This is a genomic window from Paraburkholderia sp. BR10872 (genome assembly GCF_040965835.1).
Lineage (GTDB): Bacteria > Pseudomonadota > Gammaproteobacteria > Burkholderiales > Burkholderiaceae > Paraburkholderia > Paraburkholderia nodosa_A.
Genome location: NZ_JBFRCN010000059.1, coordinates 1 through 14,748, shown reverse-complemented (window position 1 = coordinate 14,748; position 14,748 = coordinate 1). Strand labels below are relative to the sequence as shown.

The 14,748-nt window shown below is 64.8% G+C and carries 13 protein-coding genes and 1 pseudogene; 9 read left to right on the top strand and 5 right to left on the bottom strand.

The features are described 5' to 3' along the window. Positions 1-400 precede the first annotated feature (400 nt). On the bottom strand, positions 401-1,186 hold the full coding sequence (locus AB4Y43_RS33235) for an IclR family transcriptional regulator (protein ID WP_069261980.1): 786 nt from the start codon (positions 1,184-1,186) through the stop codon (positions 401-403). A 188-nt stretch (positions 1,187-1,374) separates the two neighbouring features. On the opposite strand from AB4Y43_RS33235, the gene AB4Y43_RS33230 reads away from it, so the two are divergent. The 7 genes from AB4Y43_RS33230 (at position 1,375) to AB4Y43_RS33200 (ending at position 8,341) form a co-directional block, all read left to right on the top strand. Next, a complete protein-coding gene (locus AB4Y43_RS33230; protein WP_368729727.1) occupies positions 1,375-2,658 on the top strand; it encodes an MFS transporter in 1,284 nt (427 codons plus the stop codon). A 4-nt stretch (positions 2,659-2,662) separates the two neighbouring features. Next, a complete protein-coding gene (locus AB4Y43_RS33225) occupies positions 2,663-3,109 on the top strand; it encodes a type II 3-dehydroquinate dehydratase (protein WP_069261978.1) in 447 nt (148 codons plus the stop codon). Between the two features lie 144 nt (positions 3,110-3,253). Continuing rightward, on the top strand, positions 3,254-4,114 hold the full coding sequence (locus tag AB4Y43_RS33220) for a MurR/RpiR family transcriptional regulator (RefSeq protein WP_069261977.1): 861 nt from the start codon (positions 3,254-3,256) through the stop codon (positions 4,112-4,114). A 204-nt stretch (positions 4,115-4,318) separates the two neighbouring features. After that, positions 4,319-5,383: a C45 family autoproteolytic acyltransferase/hydolase gene (locus AB4Y43_RS33215; RefSeq protein WP_368729704.1), complete on the top strand. Its 1,065-nt coding sequence runs from the start codon at positions 4,319-4,321 to the stop codon at positions 5,381-5,383. Positions 5,384-5,411: 28 nt separating this feature from the next. Then, positions 5,412-6,758 (top strand): aspartate aminotransferase family protein, encoded by a 1,347-nt coding sequence (locus AB4Y43_RS33210; RefSeq protein WP_368729703.1) that lies wholly within the window; start codon positions 5,412-5,414, stop codon positions 6,756-6,758. Positions 6,759-6,872: 114 nt separating this feature from the next. After that, the gene (locus AB4Y43_RS33205) at positions 6,873-7,439 is read left to right on the top strand and encodes a carboxymuconolactone decarboxylase family protein (RefSeq protein ID WP_069261974.1); all 567 of its coding nucleotides are present in this window, start codon (positions 6,873-6,875) and stop codon (positions 7,437-7,439) included. Between the two features lie 614 nt (positions 7,440-8,053). Next, the gene (locus AB4Y43_RS33200; protein ID WP_069261973.1) at positions 8,054-8,341 is read left to right on the top strand and encodes a YodC family protein; all 288 of its coding nucleotides are present in this window, start codon (positions 8,054-8,056) and stop codon (positions 8,339-8,341) included. An 89-nt stretch (positions 8,342-8,430) separates the two neighbouring features. Here AB4Y43_RS33200 and AB4Y43_RS33195 read toward each other — a convergent pair whose 3' ends face one another. Beyond that, complete coding sequence (locus AB4Y43_RS33195; protein ID WP_368729702.1) at positions 8,431-9,063, bottom strand: LysE family translocator; 633 nt, start codon at positions 9,061-9,063, stop codon at positions 8,431-8,433. 219 nt (positions 9,064-9,282) lie between these two features. After that, a complete protein-coding gene (locus AB4Y43_RS33190) occupies positions 9,283-9,603 on the bottom strand; it encodes a superinfection immunity protein (protein WP_368604818.1) in 321 nt (106 codons plus the stop codon). 172 nt (positions 9,604-9,775) lie between these two features. Between AB4Y43_RS33190 and AB4Y43_RS33185 the strand changes: the two genes are divergently transcribed. Beyond that, a complete protein-coding gene (locus AB4Y43_RS33185; RefSeq protein WP_368729701.1) occupies positions 9,776-11,236 on the top strand; it encodes a M20 family metallopeptidase in 1,461 nt (486 codons plus the stop codon). Positions 11,237-11,252: 16 nt separating this feature from the next. On the opposite strand, the gene AB4Y43_RS33180 is transcribed toward AB4Y43_RS33185, so the two are convergent. Next, positions 11,253-11,738: a Cd(II)/Pb(II)-responsive transcriptional regulator gene (locus tag AB4Y43_RS33180; protein ID WP_368729700.1), complete on the bottom strand. Its 486-nt coding sequence runs from the start codon at positions 11,736-11,738 to the stop codon at positions 11,253-11,255. Positions 11,739-11,916: 178 nt separating this feature from the next. Here AB4Y43_RS33180 and AB4Y43_RS33175 point away from each other — a divergent pair, with 178 nt between their 5' ends. Then, complete coding sequence (locus AB4Y43_RS33175; protein WP_368729726.1) at positions 11,917-14,433, top strand: heavy metal translocating P-type ATPase; 2,517 nt, start codon at positions 11,917-11,919, stop codon at positions 14,431-14,433. A gap of 31 nt (positions 14,434-14,464) precedes the next feature. Here AB4Y43_RS33175 and AB4Y43_RS33170 read toward each other — a convergent pair. Then, positions 14,465-14,748: pseudogene (locus tag AB4Y43_RS33170) on the bottom strand (ATP-dependent helicase); the annotation flags it as partial.

The window sequence follows — 14,748 nt, the reverse complement described above, 5'->3', positions numbered from 1 at the left end:
CGAGCAGCGAATTTACTTATTTCGCGTATGGCTCCAACATGTCGGTACGACGCCTCGTCGCGAGGCTGCCGTCAGCGAGTGTTGTCACCACGGGGTTCGTGACTGGCTACAAACTCGTGTTCGACAAATTGAGCAAGAAGGACGGCTCGGGGAAATGCGATTGAGTGTCCGGGTTGAAACCGCGACTGGCGGAGTGTATGCACTGACCTACGTCGCTGCGAAAAAGCAGCCAGGCCTTCAGCCCTACCTTCGTATAGGAATCCATGATGTCGTTGAGCACCTGGCTTCCGCTCCTGATACTATTGCTCACTCCCTAAGCAAACTCACTCAGCGACACCCGATCATCCCCGGACGTGTTGCGTTTCAGTGCGATTTTAAATATTGACTGGATTCTGCACCCTCACCCCTTTCCGAGCGGCGGCCGACGTGAGAATCCCGCCATATTGCTCAACTGGGCCAGTTCATTGGCCGCCTCGCGTAGCAGTCCAGAGTACTCGTGAATCTTCCCGGTCGTTAGCCGTACCCGGGGACCGGCAACACTGATGACGCCGACGCAGCGCGAACCGTTCACCACGGGCGCCGCCACTGCCGACATACGCGGGGCAAACACCTCGTCGATCATCGCGTAGCCACGCACGCGCGCAGCATGCACGAAACCCAACAGCGCTTTTAGTGTCGTCGGCGCATTGGGTCCGAACTCATTCGGCTGTCCGAAGCCTTGCTTCAAGACCAGCGAGGCCGCCTGTTCATCGGTCATCGTCATGAGCCATGCATGTCCGGTCGACGTGCATGAAAGTCGTGCCGCCTGGCCCATGTCGGGATCGTAGCGGAAGCCGGTGCGCTGTCCGTCCGCCTTCCCGACCCAGATGATCGCTTCGCCATCCACCAGCGACAGTCGCGCGAGTTCGCCTGTCTGGGCAGCGACGCGTTCGATGATCGGCTGGGCGATGTCCGCGATGCCCGTGAGGCTCAGGAATTCGAGTCCGTTCGACGTCATGCGCATGGTAAGGATGTAGCGGCTGTGATCGACCCGCTGCCTGACATACCCGCTTTCGATGAGTTCGGCGAGCAGGCGGTGGCAGGTGCTGCGCGGCAGAGACAAGGCATCGGCAATAGCCGCGAGGCCTGCACCTTCGCCTTGCGACGCCAGCAGATCGAGAATTCTCAGGCCGTTTCTAAGCGACATTTTTCGCCAACTTCCATATTATGAAATGGAGTTCCGGTGCGGAACGCCCCGCCTGTCCAGCGCAAACAATAGCACCTGTTCGTCGCCAGAAACGAACGCTTCGCCATATCGAGAATCCAGGAGACAACATGTCATTTTTCGCTGATTCGGACCTCGCCGGGGAAGGGCGGTCCGCGCAAGCTCACTTGATGGCGCGTCGGGCAGTAGCGGGGGCAACCGTCGGTACAGCGCTCGAATGGTTCGACTTTGCGCTGTATGGCGTCGTCGCGGCCACGATCTTTCCCAAGCTGTTTTTTCCGTCGCTCGACCCGACTGCTGCGCTGCTCGCGTCGCTGGCGAGTTTCTGGGCTGGATTGGCCGCCCGCCCGCTCGGCGCGGTGATCTGCGGGATGCTCGGTGACCGTTGGGGACGCCGCAAACTGATGCTGATCACCGTATCGGTGATGGGCGCGTCGTCGTTCCTGATGGGCTTGCTGCCCACTTACCACCAGGTTGGCATCCTCGCGCCGACACTGCTGGTGTCGCTGCGCATCATTCAAGGTTTCGCGCTTGGCGGCGAATCGACGGGCGCGCAACTGATGGCGGTGGAGCATGCCTCTGCTAACCGGCGCGGCTGCTATTCAGGTCTGCTTGGCATTTGTTCGCCACTCAGCCAGATTCTCGCCAACTTTTCGCTCTTTACATTGGCCGCGTTGCTTTCATCGGACGACTTCGATACCTGGGGCTGGCGAGTGCCGTTTCTCGCGAGCTTCGTTCTGGTGCTGCTCGGCATCTACATCCGCAGGAAGGTGAGCGAGACACCGGCGTTCGAGGTGCTCAAGAGGACTGGCGCATCCACACGCGCCGCCAATCCGCTCGGCACGGTCTTCAAATATCACTGGCGCACCGCGCTGCGCCTGACGCTGTTCTTCTGCGGCCCGGCCGCGCTGTTTTATCTGATCGTGGTCTTCTCGCTCAGCTACCTGACGAAACACCTCGGCGTGCCTAAGCAGACCGGTTTCATGCTGTTGATGGTGGCGAATGTCTGCGCCATCGTGGGCGCGCTGGCGGGCGGCTATCTGAGCGATCGGATCGGACGCAAACGTGCGCTGATGATCGGTTCGGCCTGCACGCTGATCTGCTGCCTGATTTACTTTCCAATCCTCAACCACAACTCGATCGCGATGACGATGGCAGTCATGGGCGCGTTCCTCGGCTTTACACAGTTCCAGAGCGGCATCCAGCCAGTCTGGTTCGCCGAGTCATTCCCGACCGAGGCGCGCTACACAGGGTCCGCACTGTCGTATTCGGGAGCCAACCTGCTCACCGGCGGCCCGATGCCTATCGTCGCCGTGGCGCTGCTCAATGCCTTTCACGGTTCCCCGTGGGCCATCGTAGCGGTCTGCGGCTCGCTGAACCTGATCTCCTTCCTGATGATCGCAATGTCCCGGGAAACCAAGGACACGGTCCTCGAACGCTCTTCTACACACTGACACCATGACGCGCAAACTCTACATCCTCAATGGTTCCAACCTGAACATGCTGGGCGCGAGGGAGCCTCATCTTTATGGCAGCACTACGCTGAAGGACATCGAACAGAATTGCCTCACGCTGGCCGACGCGCTCAAGTTCGACTGCGTATTTCGTCAAACGAACAGCGAAAGCGAGTTGATCGACTGGATTCAGGAAGCATTCCTGCAGGACGCCGCGCTGATCATCAATCCGGCCGGCTTTTCATTCGGTCGGATTCCGGTGCTCGATGCAGTCAAGCTCATCCGCCGGCCAGTCGTGGAATTGCATATCACCAATATTCACCAACGCTCGGAAGAATATCGTCACTCGACGATTTCGGTGGCGGCCACCGCGGTAATTTGCGGGGCAGGAGCGAACGGATACTTGCTCGCGATCCGAGCGATTGACGATCTGTGGGGCAAACAGGCTTGAACCGACTCTTCGATGTATGAAGCACGCGGGCGCCTGGATGGAGCCCGCGTCCGTCGGCATGCGCGACATCGTCATCTGTCCCGACTTGCAACATCCGGCAACACCGGTGGTAACATTTGTTGTCACCCACTGCCAGAGCGACGCATGCCAGACAGTTTCGACCAGCTCGCCGCGCTGATCCGCGCGCGTTTCTCCGATTTGAGCCCGCAGTTCCAGACCGGCGCTGCCTTCCTGCTCGACCATCCCGACGAAGTGGCCGTTTCGTCGATGCGCAAAGTGGCCGAGCGCGCCCGCGTGCAGCCTGCTTCGCTCGTGCGGCTTTCCCAGCAACTGGGCTTTCCGGGCTGGAACGAGCTGCGGGACCTGTTCGTCGCGCGCGTGCGCACGCGGCCGGAGCCGCTTTCCTCGCGGGCCCGCTCGCTCGTGGCGGGCAATGCGAAGGACGGCCTTGCGCGCGACCTGCTCGTCGCACAACAGCACAATCTGGAGGCGAGCGCCGCGCACAATACCCGCTCGATGGTCGAGGCGGCGCGCGTGTTGCGTCGCGCGAAGCATGTGCACGTGGCGGGCTTTCGCTCGTGCTATGCAGTGGCGTTCGGGCTCGTCTACGGATACCGCCTGTTCCGGCCTTCGGTTTCCTTGCTGGGCGGCGAGGCGGGGACGCTGGAGATGCAGTTGCTCGGCATCGAGCGCGACAGCGCAACGATTGTTGTCAGCTTCGCACCGTATTCGGTCGAGGCGGTGCGCGTGGCCGAGGCCGCGCTCGCCAAAGGCAGCCGCCTGATCGCGATTACCGACAGCGCCGTCTCGCCCATTGCGCTGAACGCCGACAAGGCGCTGATCTTCACGCACGAAAGCCCATCGTTTTTCCCTTCGCTCGTCGCTGCGACGGCCCTGGCCGAGTCGCTCGTCGCCCATCTGCTGGCGCTCGAAGGCTCGGGCGCGATCGCGCAGCTCGAACAGGCCGAGCGTTCCTTGAACGCACGCGGCGCTTACGTGCCCTGAGCGCCACCCCCGGCATTTCCGCGCCATTTCGCGCCTGTTTTCCCGCAGCCGGATGTCGTTGTGAGCAGGCATCCGGCTTTGCTTTGCTCGTTTCCATCGCATTTGTTGTGATCGATTTTTAATTTGACAACATATGTTGCGGTGACGTATAAAGCGCACTATAGGAAGAGGTAGACCCATACCGGTAGCAAAAGCGAGAAACAGATGCAGGAACTCAAGACTATCCGCGTGGCCGGTTCGCCTGAGGCGATCGGCCGGCAGCTCGGCGCACTCGTGAAGCCGATCTTTGCGGATTACATGGCGCAAAGCAGCGCCTGGCGGGCGGTGAGCCGCTGGCGCGGCAGTGCGTTTGCGCAGCAGTTGCGCGCCGCAGCCGCACAGTATTTTCCGACCTATGTCGCGGAAATCGACGCAATGGCGCAGGCGCTGGACTGGTCCGCGGAAGACCTGTTCCTCTGGAATTGCCGCGGTGAACTGATCCACCACGCACCGGACGGCTGCACGACGCTCGCGGTGCGCACGCCGGGTGTGGGCCTGATCGCGCACAACGAAGACGGCGACCCCTGGCTGCATGGCCACTGCAGCGTGGTCGAGGTCGAACCCGACGGAAAGCCCGGTTTCCTCAGCTTCTACTATCCGGGCTCGCTGCCGGGGCATACCTTCGCAGCTACGCGTGCGGGACTTGCGCAAGCGATCAACAACGTGCGCATCCGCGAGCCGCGCGTGGGTGTGCCGCGCATGATCCTGGCGCGCGCCGTGCTCGATTGCGCGACGCTGGAAGAAGCCCTCGCGCTGCTGCGCGACACGCCGCGCGCGAGCGGCTTCCACCACACGATCGGCGGGACCGACGAGGCGGGCGAGGTGCGTGTGGTTAGCGTCGAAGCCACTGCGCAGCGCGCTTCGGCGCGCGAAGTGAGCGCGCCCTCGGGACACGCGAATCACCTCATTCACTCGGGCTGCGAGCGTGAGGCGCAGATCGTCACCGACTCGTCGCGCGATCGCCAGACCCGTCTCGCCGAGCTGTTGCCCGCGCTTGGCGCGCAGCCCGACGGCGCGGCTTTCGTGCAGGTGCTGCAGGATCGCGCGGGCGCCGGCCTGCCGATCTTCCGCGACGATCCGCACGACCCCGACGACGAGAACACGCTCGCCACCGCCTGCATGCGCGTCGAGCCGCGCGGCGTGGCGTTCGACGTCTGGCAGGGCGGCGAGCGCGTGCTTGGCCGCTTTATCGATTCGAACGCGCGCCATGCAGACGGCGCGAACCGCTAAATATTCACGGACTTCATCGAGGACACATATGACCAAGGTGTTTCACCGGATGCCGAAGCAAAGCTTGCCCGTCGCGGTGGCAGGCGAAGGCATCGAAATCGTCGATTCCACCGGCAAGCGCTACATCGACGCAAGCGGCGGCGCCGCGGTTTCATGCCTCGGCCACAGCAACCAGCGCGTGATCGACGCGATCAAGCGTCAGGCGCAGCAACTGCCGTACGCGCACACCTCCTTCTTCACGACCGAGGTCTCGGAGCAACTCGCCGATCACCTCATCGCCGCGGCGCCCAAGGGGCTCGACCATGTGTACTTCGTGTCGGGCGGTTCGGAGGCGATCGAGGCCGCGCTCAAACTCGCGCGCCAGTACTTCGTGGAGAAGGGCGAGCTTGCGCGCCGCCACTTCATCGCGCGCCGGCAGAGCTATCACGGCAACACGCTCGGGGCGCTCGCGATCGGCGGCAATGCGTGGCGCCGCGAGCCGTTCCTGCCCATCCTGATCGAATCGCATCACGTGAGCCCTTGCTTTGCGTACCGAGAGCGCCACGAAGGCGAGACCGACGAGGCCTATGCGCAGCGCCTCGCCGATGAACTCGAGCAGAAGATTCTCGAACTCGGTTCCGAAACGGTTGCGGCCTTCGTCGCGGAAACCGTGGTGGGCGCAACGGCCGGCGCGGTGCCGCCCGTGCGCGACTACTTCCGCAAGATCCGCGCGGTGTGCGACCGCTACGGCGTGCTGCTGATCCTCGACGAGATCATGTCGGGTATGGGCCGCACCGGCCATCTGTTCGCCTGCGAAGAGGACGGCGTTGCGCCGGACCTGCTGACGATCGCGAAGGGCCTGGGCGCAGGCTACCAGCCGATCGGCGCGACGCTCGTGAGCCAGCGCATCTACGAGACGATCGTGGGCGGCAGCGGCTACTTCCAGCACGGCCACACGTATATCGGCCACGCCACGGCCTGCGCGGCGGCGCTCGAAGTGCAGCGCGTGATCGCCGAGGAGAAGTTGCTCGCCAACGTGCTCGCCCGCGGCGAACAATTGCGTGCGCGTCTGCGCGAGCGTTATGCGGACCATCCGTACGTGGGCGATGTGCGCGGCCGCGGCCTGTTCGTCGGTGTCGAGCTGGTGAAGGACCGCGCCACGAAGGCCACCTTCGACCCGGCGCTCAAGCTGCACGCGGCGATCAAGCGCGAGGCGTTCGCGCGCGGCCTGATGGTCTATCCGATGGGCGGCACCGTGGACGGCCGCAACGGCGATCATGTGCTGCTCGCGCCGCCTTTCATCTGCACGGAGCAGAACATCGACTCGATCGTCGAGCGGCTTGCCGCGGCCGTCGACGGTGCGCTCGACGTAACGGGCGTGGCGCGCCCGGCGTAAGCTTCGCTGTATGGAGTTGAAGTGCAACTAACTGTCCGCCGCTAGCGGCGGCCGAGATCGCGGCGACCGCAAACGGTCGCGCGCGCCGGTCATAACCTCCAACGGAGTCCATTGATGACGCAAAACCCGACCTCGCGGCTTCCCGCTTTCGACGCTGCCCAGGCGACGCCGGAGCAGAAGGCGGTGCTGGACGAGATCCTTTCCGGTCCGCGCGGCAACCTCAACGGTCCGTTCCTCGGCTGGATCCACAGCCCGGAACTGGCGCAGCATGCGCAGCGCCTTGGGGCGTTCTGTCGTTACCAGACAGGCCTGTCGCTGCGCCTCTCAGAACTGGCGATTCTCGTCACGGCCGCGCGCTGGCAGGCGCAGGCCGAGTGGTACATCCATTATCCCATCGCCCTGAAGGCGGGCGTGCCCGAGGTGCTGGCCGAGCAGATCCGCACGGGCGTCGCGCCCCGGTTCGACGAGCCCGACGACGCGCTGATCTACGCGTTCACCACCGAGCTGTACGACGCGAAGCGTGTGTCCGACGCGACCTACGCGCGTGCTGTCGAGCGCTTTGGCTACGAAACCACGATCAACCTGGTCGGGCTGCTTGGCTACTACGCGCTCGTCGCAATGACGCTCAATGTCTTCGCCATGCGCGCGGAAGGCCAGACGACCTTGCCGTTTGCCGAATAAGCGGACTGACCGCGTCCTGCGCGCGCAGCCCCATCCGGTTTTGCCGGATGGGGCATTTTTTTGCACCGCACTGCAATTCCATTTAAGTGACAACCGTATTTCAACCGCAGAATTTTGAGGGCATCGGTAAAACATGAGGATTTCCCCCCAGGAGAACAGTTCAAGTGCGGCGTGGGCGAATTAATCGAACGGACGGTTTATCCGTGTAGAAAACGTTTCCACTCGCTCTGGCAGGGCTTCCGGTTTTTGGACGAAATCGTTAATGCAGTTGCCGTGTGCCATGTTTATTGCCGCTGCATTGCGGGATTTTCTGGTTGGGGATTCGAAATAATATGACTGTTTTGGGGGAAACCTTGCCCGGTAGCTTTTTCCAGCCATGTACGGCTTTCCGCGTAAATTGTGCGGGAAGGGATTAAACGGGGGTTTCGGCGTGCGTCGAATAACAGGGTTTTCAGCAGGTTTAATGGAAACCACTTGCACGCATTAATTCGAGTTGTTAGTCTTGCCAAACTTATTAATGACCGTCCCATTCTGATTATCGAAAGGGCGGGCGGGAGCCAGGGGCTAACCCGCCCGGGTTTTTTCTCTGTGCGACTTTTTTAACGGGGCACATCATGCTTGATACGACCATCGACGTAGCCGAAAAGCCGCTCGCTGCCATGGCCGGAATTGGCGACGTTGTCACCCTGAAATCGGGCGGTCCGCGCATGACCGTCATGTATGCCGGTCCGGTTGGCTTTGCCAGCGGTCACTGGCTGATCTGCCAGTGGTTCGACGAGCAAGGCGAACTGCGCCAGGACATGTTCGCTCAGGACATGGTGCAGATCGAACCGCGCTCGATTCCCGCGGCGTTCGTCAAGATGCGCAGCCCGGCTGGCGGAAGGGCCATCGGCAGGGTCTGAGGCGTAGACCCACGCAGACTGCACACGCGCCACAGGCGCGTCAAATACGATGAAGTAGCGGCCGGGCCGGATGCGCCCGGCCGTTTGCTTTAGCGCTGGCCTTCGGCGGCGATACGCACGGCGAGTCCGGCCAGTACCGTCCCCATGAGCCAGCGTTGAAGCTTGAGCCAGCCCGGCCGGTCGCCGAGAAACGCTGCAATCGTGCCCGCCGTCATCGCCACGGCGGCATTCACGCTGATCGAAAGCGCGATCTGCACGCTGCCGAGCACGATGGACTGCGCGAGCACGCTGCCGTGATGTGGGTCGATGAACTGCGGCAGCAGCGACAAATACAGAATGGCAATTTTCGGATTCAGAAGGTTCGTGACGAACCCCATCAGAAAGAGCTTGCGCGGGCGGTCGGCGGGCAACTCGCGCACCTGGAACGGCGAGCGGCCGCCGGGCTTGAGCGCATGCCACGCGAGCCAGAACAGATAGAGCGCGCCGCCCAGGCGCAGCGCGTCGTAGGCGAACGGCACGGCCATGAGCAACGCGGTAATGCCGAAGGCGGCGCACAGCATGTAGAACACGAAGCCGAGCGCGACCCCGCCCAGGGAGATCAGGCCCGCCTTGCGCCCCTGGCAGATCGAGCGCGAGATCAGGTAGATCATGTTGGGTCCGGGCGTGAGCGCCATGCCGAGTGCGACGGCGGCAAAGGCGAGCAGCGGGGCGGCGTGTGGCATGACGAGGCTCCGTGTTGATGTTTGCTTGGGTTGCTGATGGGTGTGAAGGCGACTCGAGCGATGGGCACAACGCTGTGCGCTTCAGCCTGATATAGGGCGATCAAAACGATCAAAACGGCGCGGCCAACGCAGCTTGATTCCCGGTGATTATTTCATGCGACGGCAGCGCTTGCGCGCCATGGCCTGAAACGTTGGCCAAACGGATAAGCCGCGACGGCCTCAATGCGGCGAGCGCTTGCTCTCAGTGGCGCGGCTTTCGCGCGCCTGGACCCGGTCGTCGAGCCGGCGCGAGAAGAGCAGCATCCCCAGCCGGCGGCTGCGAATCCTGGTCTGGCCGCCGAGATCCTTCGGCGGATTCGGTTGCAGCGCCCAGAAGAGCGCCAGCAGCCAGCCGAGCAGTGTCCAGCCGAGCACGGCATTGAAGACTGCGATGACCAGCAGGTCGTGTCGCTGACGCCTGTCGGCGATCAGCGCTGGGAGAAAGTAGAGCGCGACCACCGCTGCGAGAACGATGATCTCGAAGACGGAACGGCTCACCATATTTCCATTCTCCAGAAAAAAGGGCGGAATATGCCCGAACGATCATTGTCGCGCGGATTGGCCCTGAGCGCACGCCATGCCCTGGCCGGACGGCCATCACCGGGCGCGAGGGGTGTCGGCCGGTGGGGGTTCGGGTCTATCATCGGGTTTTTCATCGCTGGGAACCCACACCATGATCACCGACCCGTCCGAGGCCACCCGTCAACTCGACCACGACGAACTGCGCGCCTTCGTCGAACGGAAATGGCATGACGAGATCGTGCCCGCGTTGACCGACTACATCGCGGTGCCGGCCAAGAGCCCGGCATTCGATCCGCAGTGGGCCCAGCACGGCTATCTCGAGCGCGTCGTGCAGGAGGCCGCGAAGTGGGCGGAACAGCAGCCGGTGCGCGGCCTGAAGCTGGAGATCGTGCGGCTGCCCAATCGCACGCCGGTGATTTTCTTCGAGGCGCCCGCCACGCGCTCGGGAAGCAGCGAGACGGTCGTGCTCTACGGCCACCTCGACAAGCAGCCGGAATTCGCGGGCTGGCGCAACGACCTCGGCCCCTGGACGCCGAAGCTCGAAGACGGACGCCTCTACGGGCGCGGCGGCGCTGACGACGGCTACGCGATCTACGCGAGCGTCACGGCGCTCGCCGCGCTCGACGCGCAGGGCATCGAGCGTCCGCGTTGCGTGGGTCTCATCGAAACCTGCGAGGAGTCGGGCAGCTACGACCTGCTGCCTTATGTCGACGCGCTGCGCGAGCGGCTCGGTAACGTCGGTCTCGTCGTGTGTCTCGATTCGGGCGCGGGCAACTATGACCAGCTCTGGCTCACCACGTCGCTGCGCGGTCTCGTGGCGGGCGACCTCGAAGTCGAAGTGCTCGAGGAGGGCATTCACTCGGGCTCTTACGGCGGCATTGCGCCGTCCAGTTTCCGCGTGATGCGGCAGCTCTTCGAGCGTCTCGAAGACGCCGCGAGCGGCACGCTGCTGCCCAAGGGTTTCCATTGCGCGATCCCCGCGCAGCGCTTGAGCGAGGCCGAGGCCACGGCGAAGATCCTTGGTGAAAGCGTCTGGAAGACCATGCCTTGGGCGTGCGGCCAGGACGGCCGGCGCGTGCTGCCCACCACCACGGACCCGCAGCAGGCGCTGCTCGACTCCACGTGGCGGCCTTCGCTTTCGGTCACGGGAGCGGCGGGCCTGCCCGCACTCGCCGACGCCGGCAACGTGCTGCGGCCGCGGACGGCGTTCAAGCTCTCGCTGCGCCTGCCGCCGCTAGTCGAGGCTTCGAAGGCCGTAGCCGAACTGAAGGCGCTGCTCGAACTCGATCCGCCGTATAACGCCAAGGTCACCTTCAGGCCGGACGCGGGCGCGGCCAACGGCTGGAGCGCGCCGGAACTCGCTCCGTGGCTCACGGAAGCGCTCAACGCCGCCTCGCGCACGCATTTCGGCGCGGACTGCGCGTATCTCGGCCAGGGCGGCACGATCCCGCTCATGAACGTGCTGCAGGCAGGGTTTCCCAAGTCGCAGTTCATGGTGTGCGGCGTGCTCGGCCCGAAGTCCAACGCGCACGGGCCGAACGAGTTCCTCCATGTGCCCTACGCGAAGAAGCTCACGGCCACGGTGGCCGAAGTGATCGCCGCCGCGCCTTGAATTGCCCCTTGAGCGGCTAGTGGCGCTGAGGGGATGGCGCGCCGTCTGCAGGCGGCGCGTCCTGTGCAGCGTGCCCGTCACCATGGCATGAGCAGCTTTCGTCGTCGACGGGCTTTTCGAGACTCTTCATGATCCCGCACTCCGCGCTGCTGCTCTGATTGGCATGGCAGCTCTCGCGCAGCGTGCGTAATTGCTGCTCGAGTACGCGCATCGCTTCGATCTGCTGATGGATGCGCTCGATCTGGCTGTCGATCAATTCGTTGACTTCGTCGCAGGGTTGGCTCGGGTCGGCCTGGAAGCGGCGCAGCATGCGAATGTCCGTGAGCCCGATGCCGAGTGACCTGCAATGACGGATAAAGTTGAGCTGCGCGGCGTGCACGGCCGTGTAGCTGCGGTAACCGTTGGTTTCGCGCGCGGGCTCGTCCAGCAGGCCTTCGCGCTCGTAAAAGCGCACCGTTTCGACGTCGCAGTGCGCGCAGCGCGCCAGTTCACCAATTCGCATGGTCGCGGCTCTCCCAAATCACTTGACCCTGTAGCGGCTACAGGCTGTTCAATGATTGTGTCACTTTTGGGAGAAACCGGCTATGAACCAGAGCTACGTGTCGCGGCTCGGCATTGCGCAGCGCCTTCGCGCGCGTGATGAGGAACGGACGGTGGGCGGCGCTCACGGGTCTGGTGGCGTGGGCGGCGCGTGCGGCGGCCACGGGCATAGGCACGACCAGGATCAAGGGCACGACCATGATCGTGCCCATGGTCACGAGCACGCCCACGACCAAGGCCATGCGCACGGCCACGACAACGATCAGGGCCGCGGTCACGGCCACAACCATGACCACGACAACGAGCACGGCCACGGACAAACCGAGCCGAACAGTCACGCGCACGCCCATAGCTGCTGTCACGGCGACACTGCGCACAGCACGCCGCCGCAAAGTCAGCGCAACACGGCTCCGGCGCCCGAAGGCACGCGCCGCGCTCGCTGGCGCATCCAAAACATGGATTGCCCGACCGAAGAGCGCCTGATCCGCAACCGGCTCGAGTCCCTGCCGGGCGTCGTGCGCCTCGATTTCGACCTGCTCGCGCGCGAGCTGACTGTCCATCATCGGCTCGACGATACACAGCCGGTCGTCGCCGCGCTGCGCGCACTCGACATGGCGCCGCGTGAGTTGGATGAAAGCGCGTCCGCGCAAGACGCCCCGCCTGCGCCGGTCGGTCTCGTACTGCGCCAGAAGCTGCTGCTGGCGGTGAGCGGCGTGGCAGCCGCAGGCGCCGAGGTGCTCGCCTGGCGCACCGGCCGGGAAACCAGCCTGCTCGTACTCGCTTGCGCAGCCATCTCGATCGTGTGCGCGGGTCTGCCCACGCTGCGCAAGGGCTGGATCGCGCTGCGCAACTTCACAATCAACATTTATTTTCTGATGTCGCTGGCGTTGATCGGCGCCATTGCAATCGGCAAGTGGCCGGAAGCGGCGATGGTGGTGTTCCTGTTCGCCCTTGCGGAGGAAATCGAGGCGCTGTCGCTCGAACGCGCCCGTCAGGCCATCCGTGCGCTGACCGCGCTCGCGCCTGAGGCCGCCGAAGTCTGGCAACCCAGCGAGGGCGCATCCGGGCAAGGCGAATGGTGCGAGTGCGCGGTGGGCGATGTGGCTGTCGGCAGCCGTGTTCGTGTACGTACAGGCCAGCGCGTGCCGCTCGACGCGCGCGTGATCGCCGGCCGAGCCGCGCTCGATCAGGCGCCGATCACGGGCGAAAGCCTGCCTGTCGACAAGGAAACCGGCGCGGTGCTTTACGCGGGCAGCATCGTCGTCGATGGCGTGGTCGAAGCGCTCGTCACCGCGACCGCGAAGGACAGCACGCTCGCTCGCATCGCCGCGGCGGTGCAGGAGGCGCAGGCGCAGCGCGCGCCCACGCAGCGCTTCGTCGACCAGTTCGCGCGCTACTACACGCCGGCCGTGGTCGTGCTTGCCGTGGTGCTGGCGCTGGCCGGGCCGCTCGTCTTCGGTGGCGCGTGGAGTGCATGGCTCTACAAGGCGCTCGTTCTGCTCGTGATCGCCTGCCCGTGCGCGCTCGTCGTCTCGACGCCGGTGACGGTCGTGAGCGGGCTGGCCGCCGCCGCGCGCCACGGCATGCTCGTGAAGGGCGGCGTGTGGCTCGAACGCGGCCGGCTGCTCAAGGCCGTCGCGCTCGACAAGACCGGCACGCTCACACGCGGCGAACCTGTCCTGACCGATGCGCTCAAGGCGCCGATTCGGGCGCTGGTCGGCGCAGGGGAGTCCAGCGAACCGCCGCTTTCAACAGAACAAGCACTGCGCATTGCCGCGAGCCTGGACGATGCGAGTACGCACCCCGTCGCCCGCGCGGTGGTCGAAGGCTGGCGGGCGCGACAGCCGGAGGCACGCCTGCTCGCCGTCGATCAGTTCGCGGTGCTGAACGGTCGCGGCGTGCAGGGCCGCGTCGACGGCACGCTCTGGCGCCTCGGCAATCACCGTCTGGTGGAGGAGCTCGGCTTGTGCTCGCCCGAACTCGAAGCGCAGCTGGCCGCGCTGGAAATAGCGGGCAAGACGGCGATCGTGCTGTGCGCGCCGCAGGAGGCCGTCGCCGTGTTCGCCGTGGCCGACGCGCTGCGTACGGAAAGCGCACCGGCCGTGCGCGCCTTGCGCGCGCTCGGCGTGACGCCCGTCATGCTGACCGGCGACAACGCGTCGACCGCGCGGGCGATCGCCGATCAACTCGGCATCGACGACGCGCGCGGCGATCTGCTGCCGCAGGACAAGCAGGACGCGATCGCCGCGCTCTCGAAGCAGTACGGGATGGCGGCAATGGTCGGCGATGGCGTGAACGACGCGCCCGCGCTCGCACGCGCCGACATCGGCTTCGCGATGGGCGCGGCGGGCACCGCGACCGCACTCGAAACCGCCGACGTCGCGATCATGGACGACGATCCGCGCAAAATCGCCGCGTTCATCGGCCTCTCGCGCAAGACCGCGAGCGTGCTCAAGCAAAACATCGCGCTTGCGCTCGGCATCAAGGCCGTGTTTCTCGTGCTCGCGATGGCGGGCGAGGCCACGCTCTGGATGGCCGTGTTCGCCGACGTGGGCGCGAGTCTGCTCGTCGTGGCGAACGGCCTGCGCGTGCGCCGGCATTTCGACGGCACGCGCAACGTGCTGAAGCCTTGCGCGCAGGCAGAGCAACGCAACTAACAGCCAGTCCCGCCCGCGCGCCCAGCGCGCCTCACCAGGGCTTCGCGAGGCGGGCTCGGAGTTCGGCGCGGGTGCTTTCGTCGAACTCGCCGAGAAAGCCGAAGCGGCCGGCAATCAGGGTGGCGGCCGGCACGCCGTCGCGGAACACGATACGGTTGCCGGCGAGCGCGGGCACCTTCTCGCCAGGCAGCAGCGTGCCGAGAAGATTGAGGGGATCGGCGGCGCTCACGCAGACGAGCGCGCCGCCTTCACCTTGCGCTGCTGCACGCCGCCGCACGTCGCGCAGGAGCGCCACGGCTTCGGGCAGCGCGAACT

Coding starts and splice junctions, on each gene's coding strand:
- AB4Y43_RS33220 (WP_069261977.1), top strand. CDS start 3,254: ATGCCAGACAGTTTCGACCAGCTCGCCGCGCTGATCCGCGCGCGTTTC.
- AB4Y43_RS33185 (WP_368729701.1), top strand. CDS start 9,776: ATGATCACCGACCCGTCCGAGGCCACCCGTCAACTCGACCACGACGAA.
- AB4Y43_RS33235 (WP_069261980.1), bottom strand. CDS start 1,186: ATGTCGCTTAGAAACGGCCTGAGAATTCTCGATCTGCTGGCGTCGCAA.
- AB4Y43_RS33230 (WP_368729727.1), top strand. CDS start 1,375: ATGGCGCGTCGGGCAGTAGCGGGGGCAACCGTCGGTACAGCGCTCGAA.
- AB4Y43_RS33200 (WP_069261973.1), top strand. CDS start 8,054: ATGCTTGATACGACCATCGACGTAGCCGAAAAGCCGCTCGCTGCCATG.
- AB4Y43_RS33210 (WP_368729703.1), top strand. CDS start 5,412: ATGACCAAGGTGTTTCACCGGATGCCGAAGCAAAGCTTGCCCGTCGCG.
- AB4Y43_RS33180 (WP_368729700.1), bottom strand. CDS start 11,738: ATGCGAATTGGTGAACTGGCGCGCTGCGCGCACTGCGACGTCGAAACG.
- AB4Y43_RS33195 (WP_368729702.1), bottom strand. CDS start 9,063: ATGCCACACGCCGCCCCGCTGCTCGCCTTTGCCGCCGTCGCACTCGGC.
- AB4Y43_RS33205 (WP_069261974.1), top strand. CDS start 6,873: ATGACGCAAAACCCGACCTCGCGGCTTCCCGCTTTCGACGCTGCCCAG.
- AB4Y43_RS33190 (WP_368604818.1), bottom strand. CDS start 9,603: ATGGTGAGCCGTTCCGTCTTCGAGATCATCGTTCTCGCAGCGGTGGTC.
- AB4Y43_RS33225 (WP_069261978.1), top strand. CDS start 2,663: ATGACGCGCAAACTCTACATCCTCAATGGTTCCAACCTGAACATGCTG.
- AB4Y43_RS33215 (WP_368729704.1), top strand. CDS start 4,319: ATGCAGGAACTCAAGACTATCCGCGTGGCCGGTTCGCCTGAGGCGATC.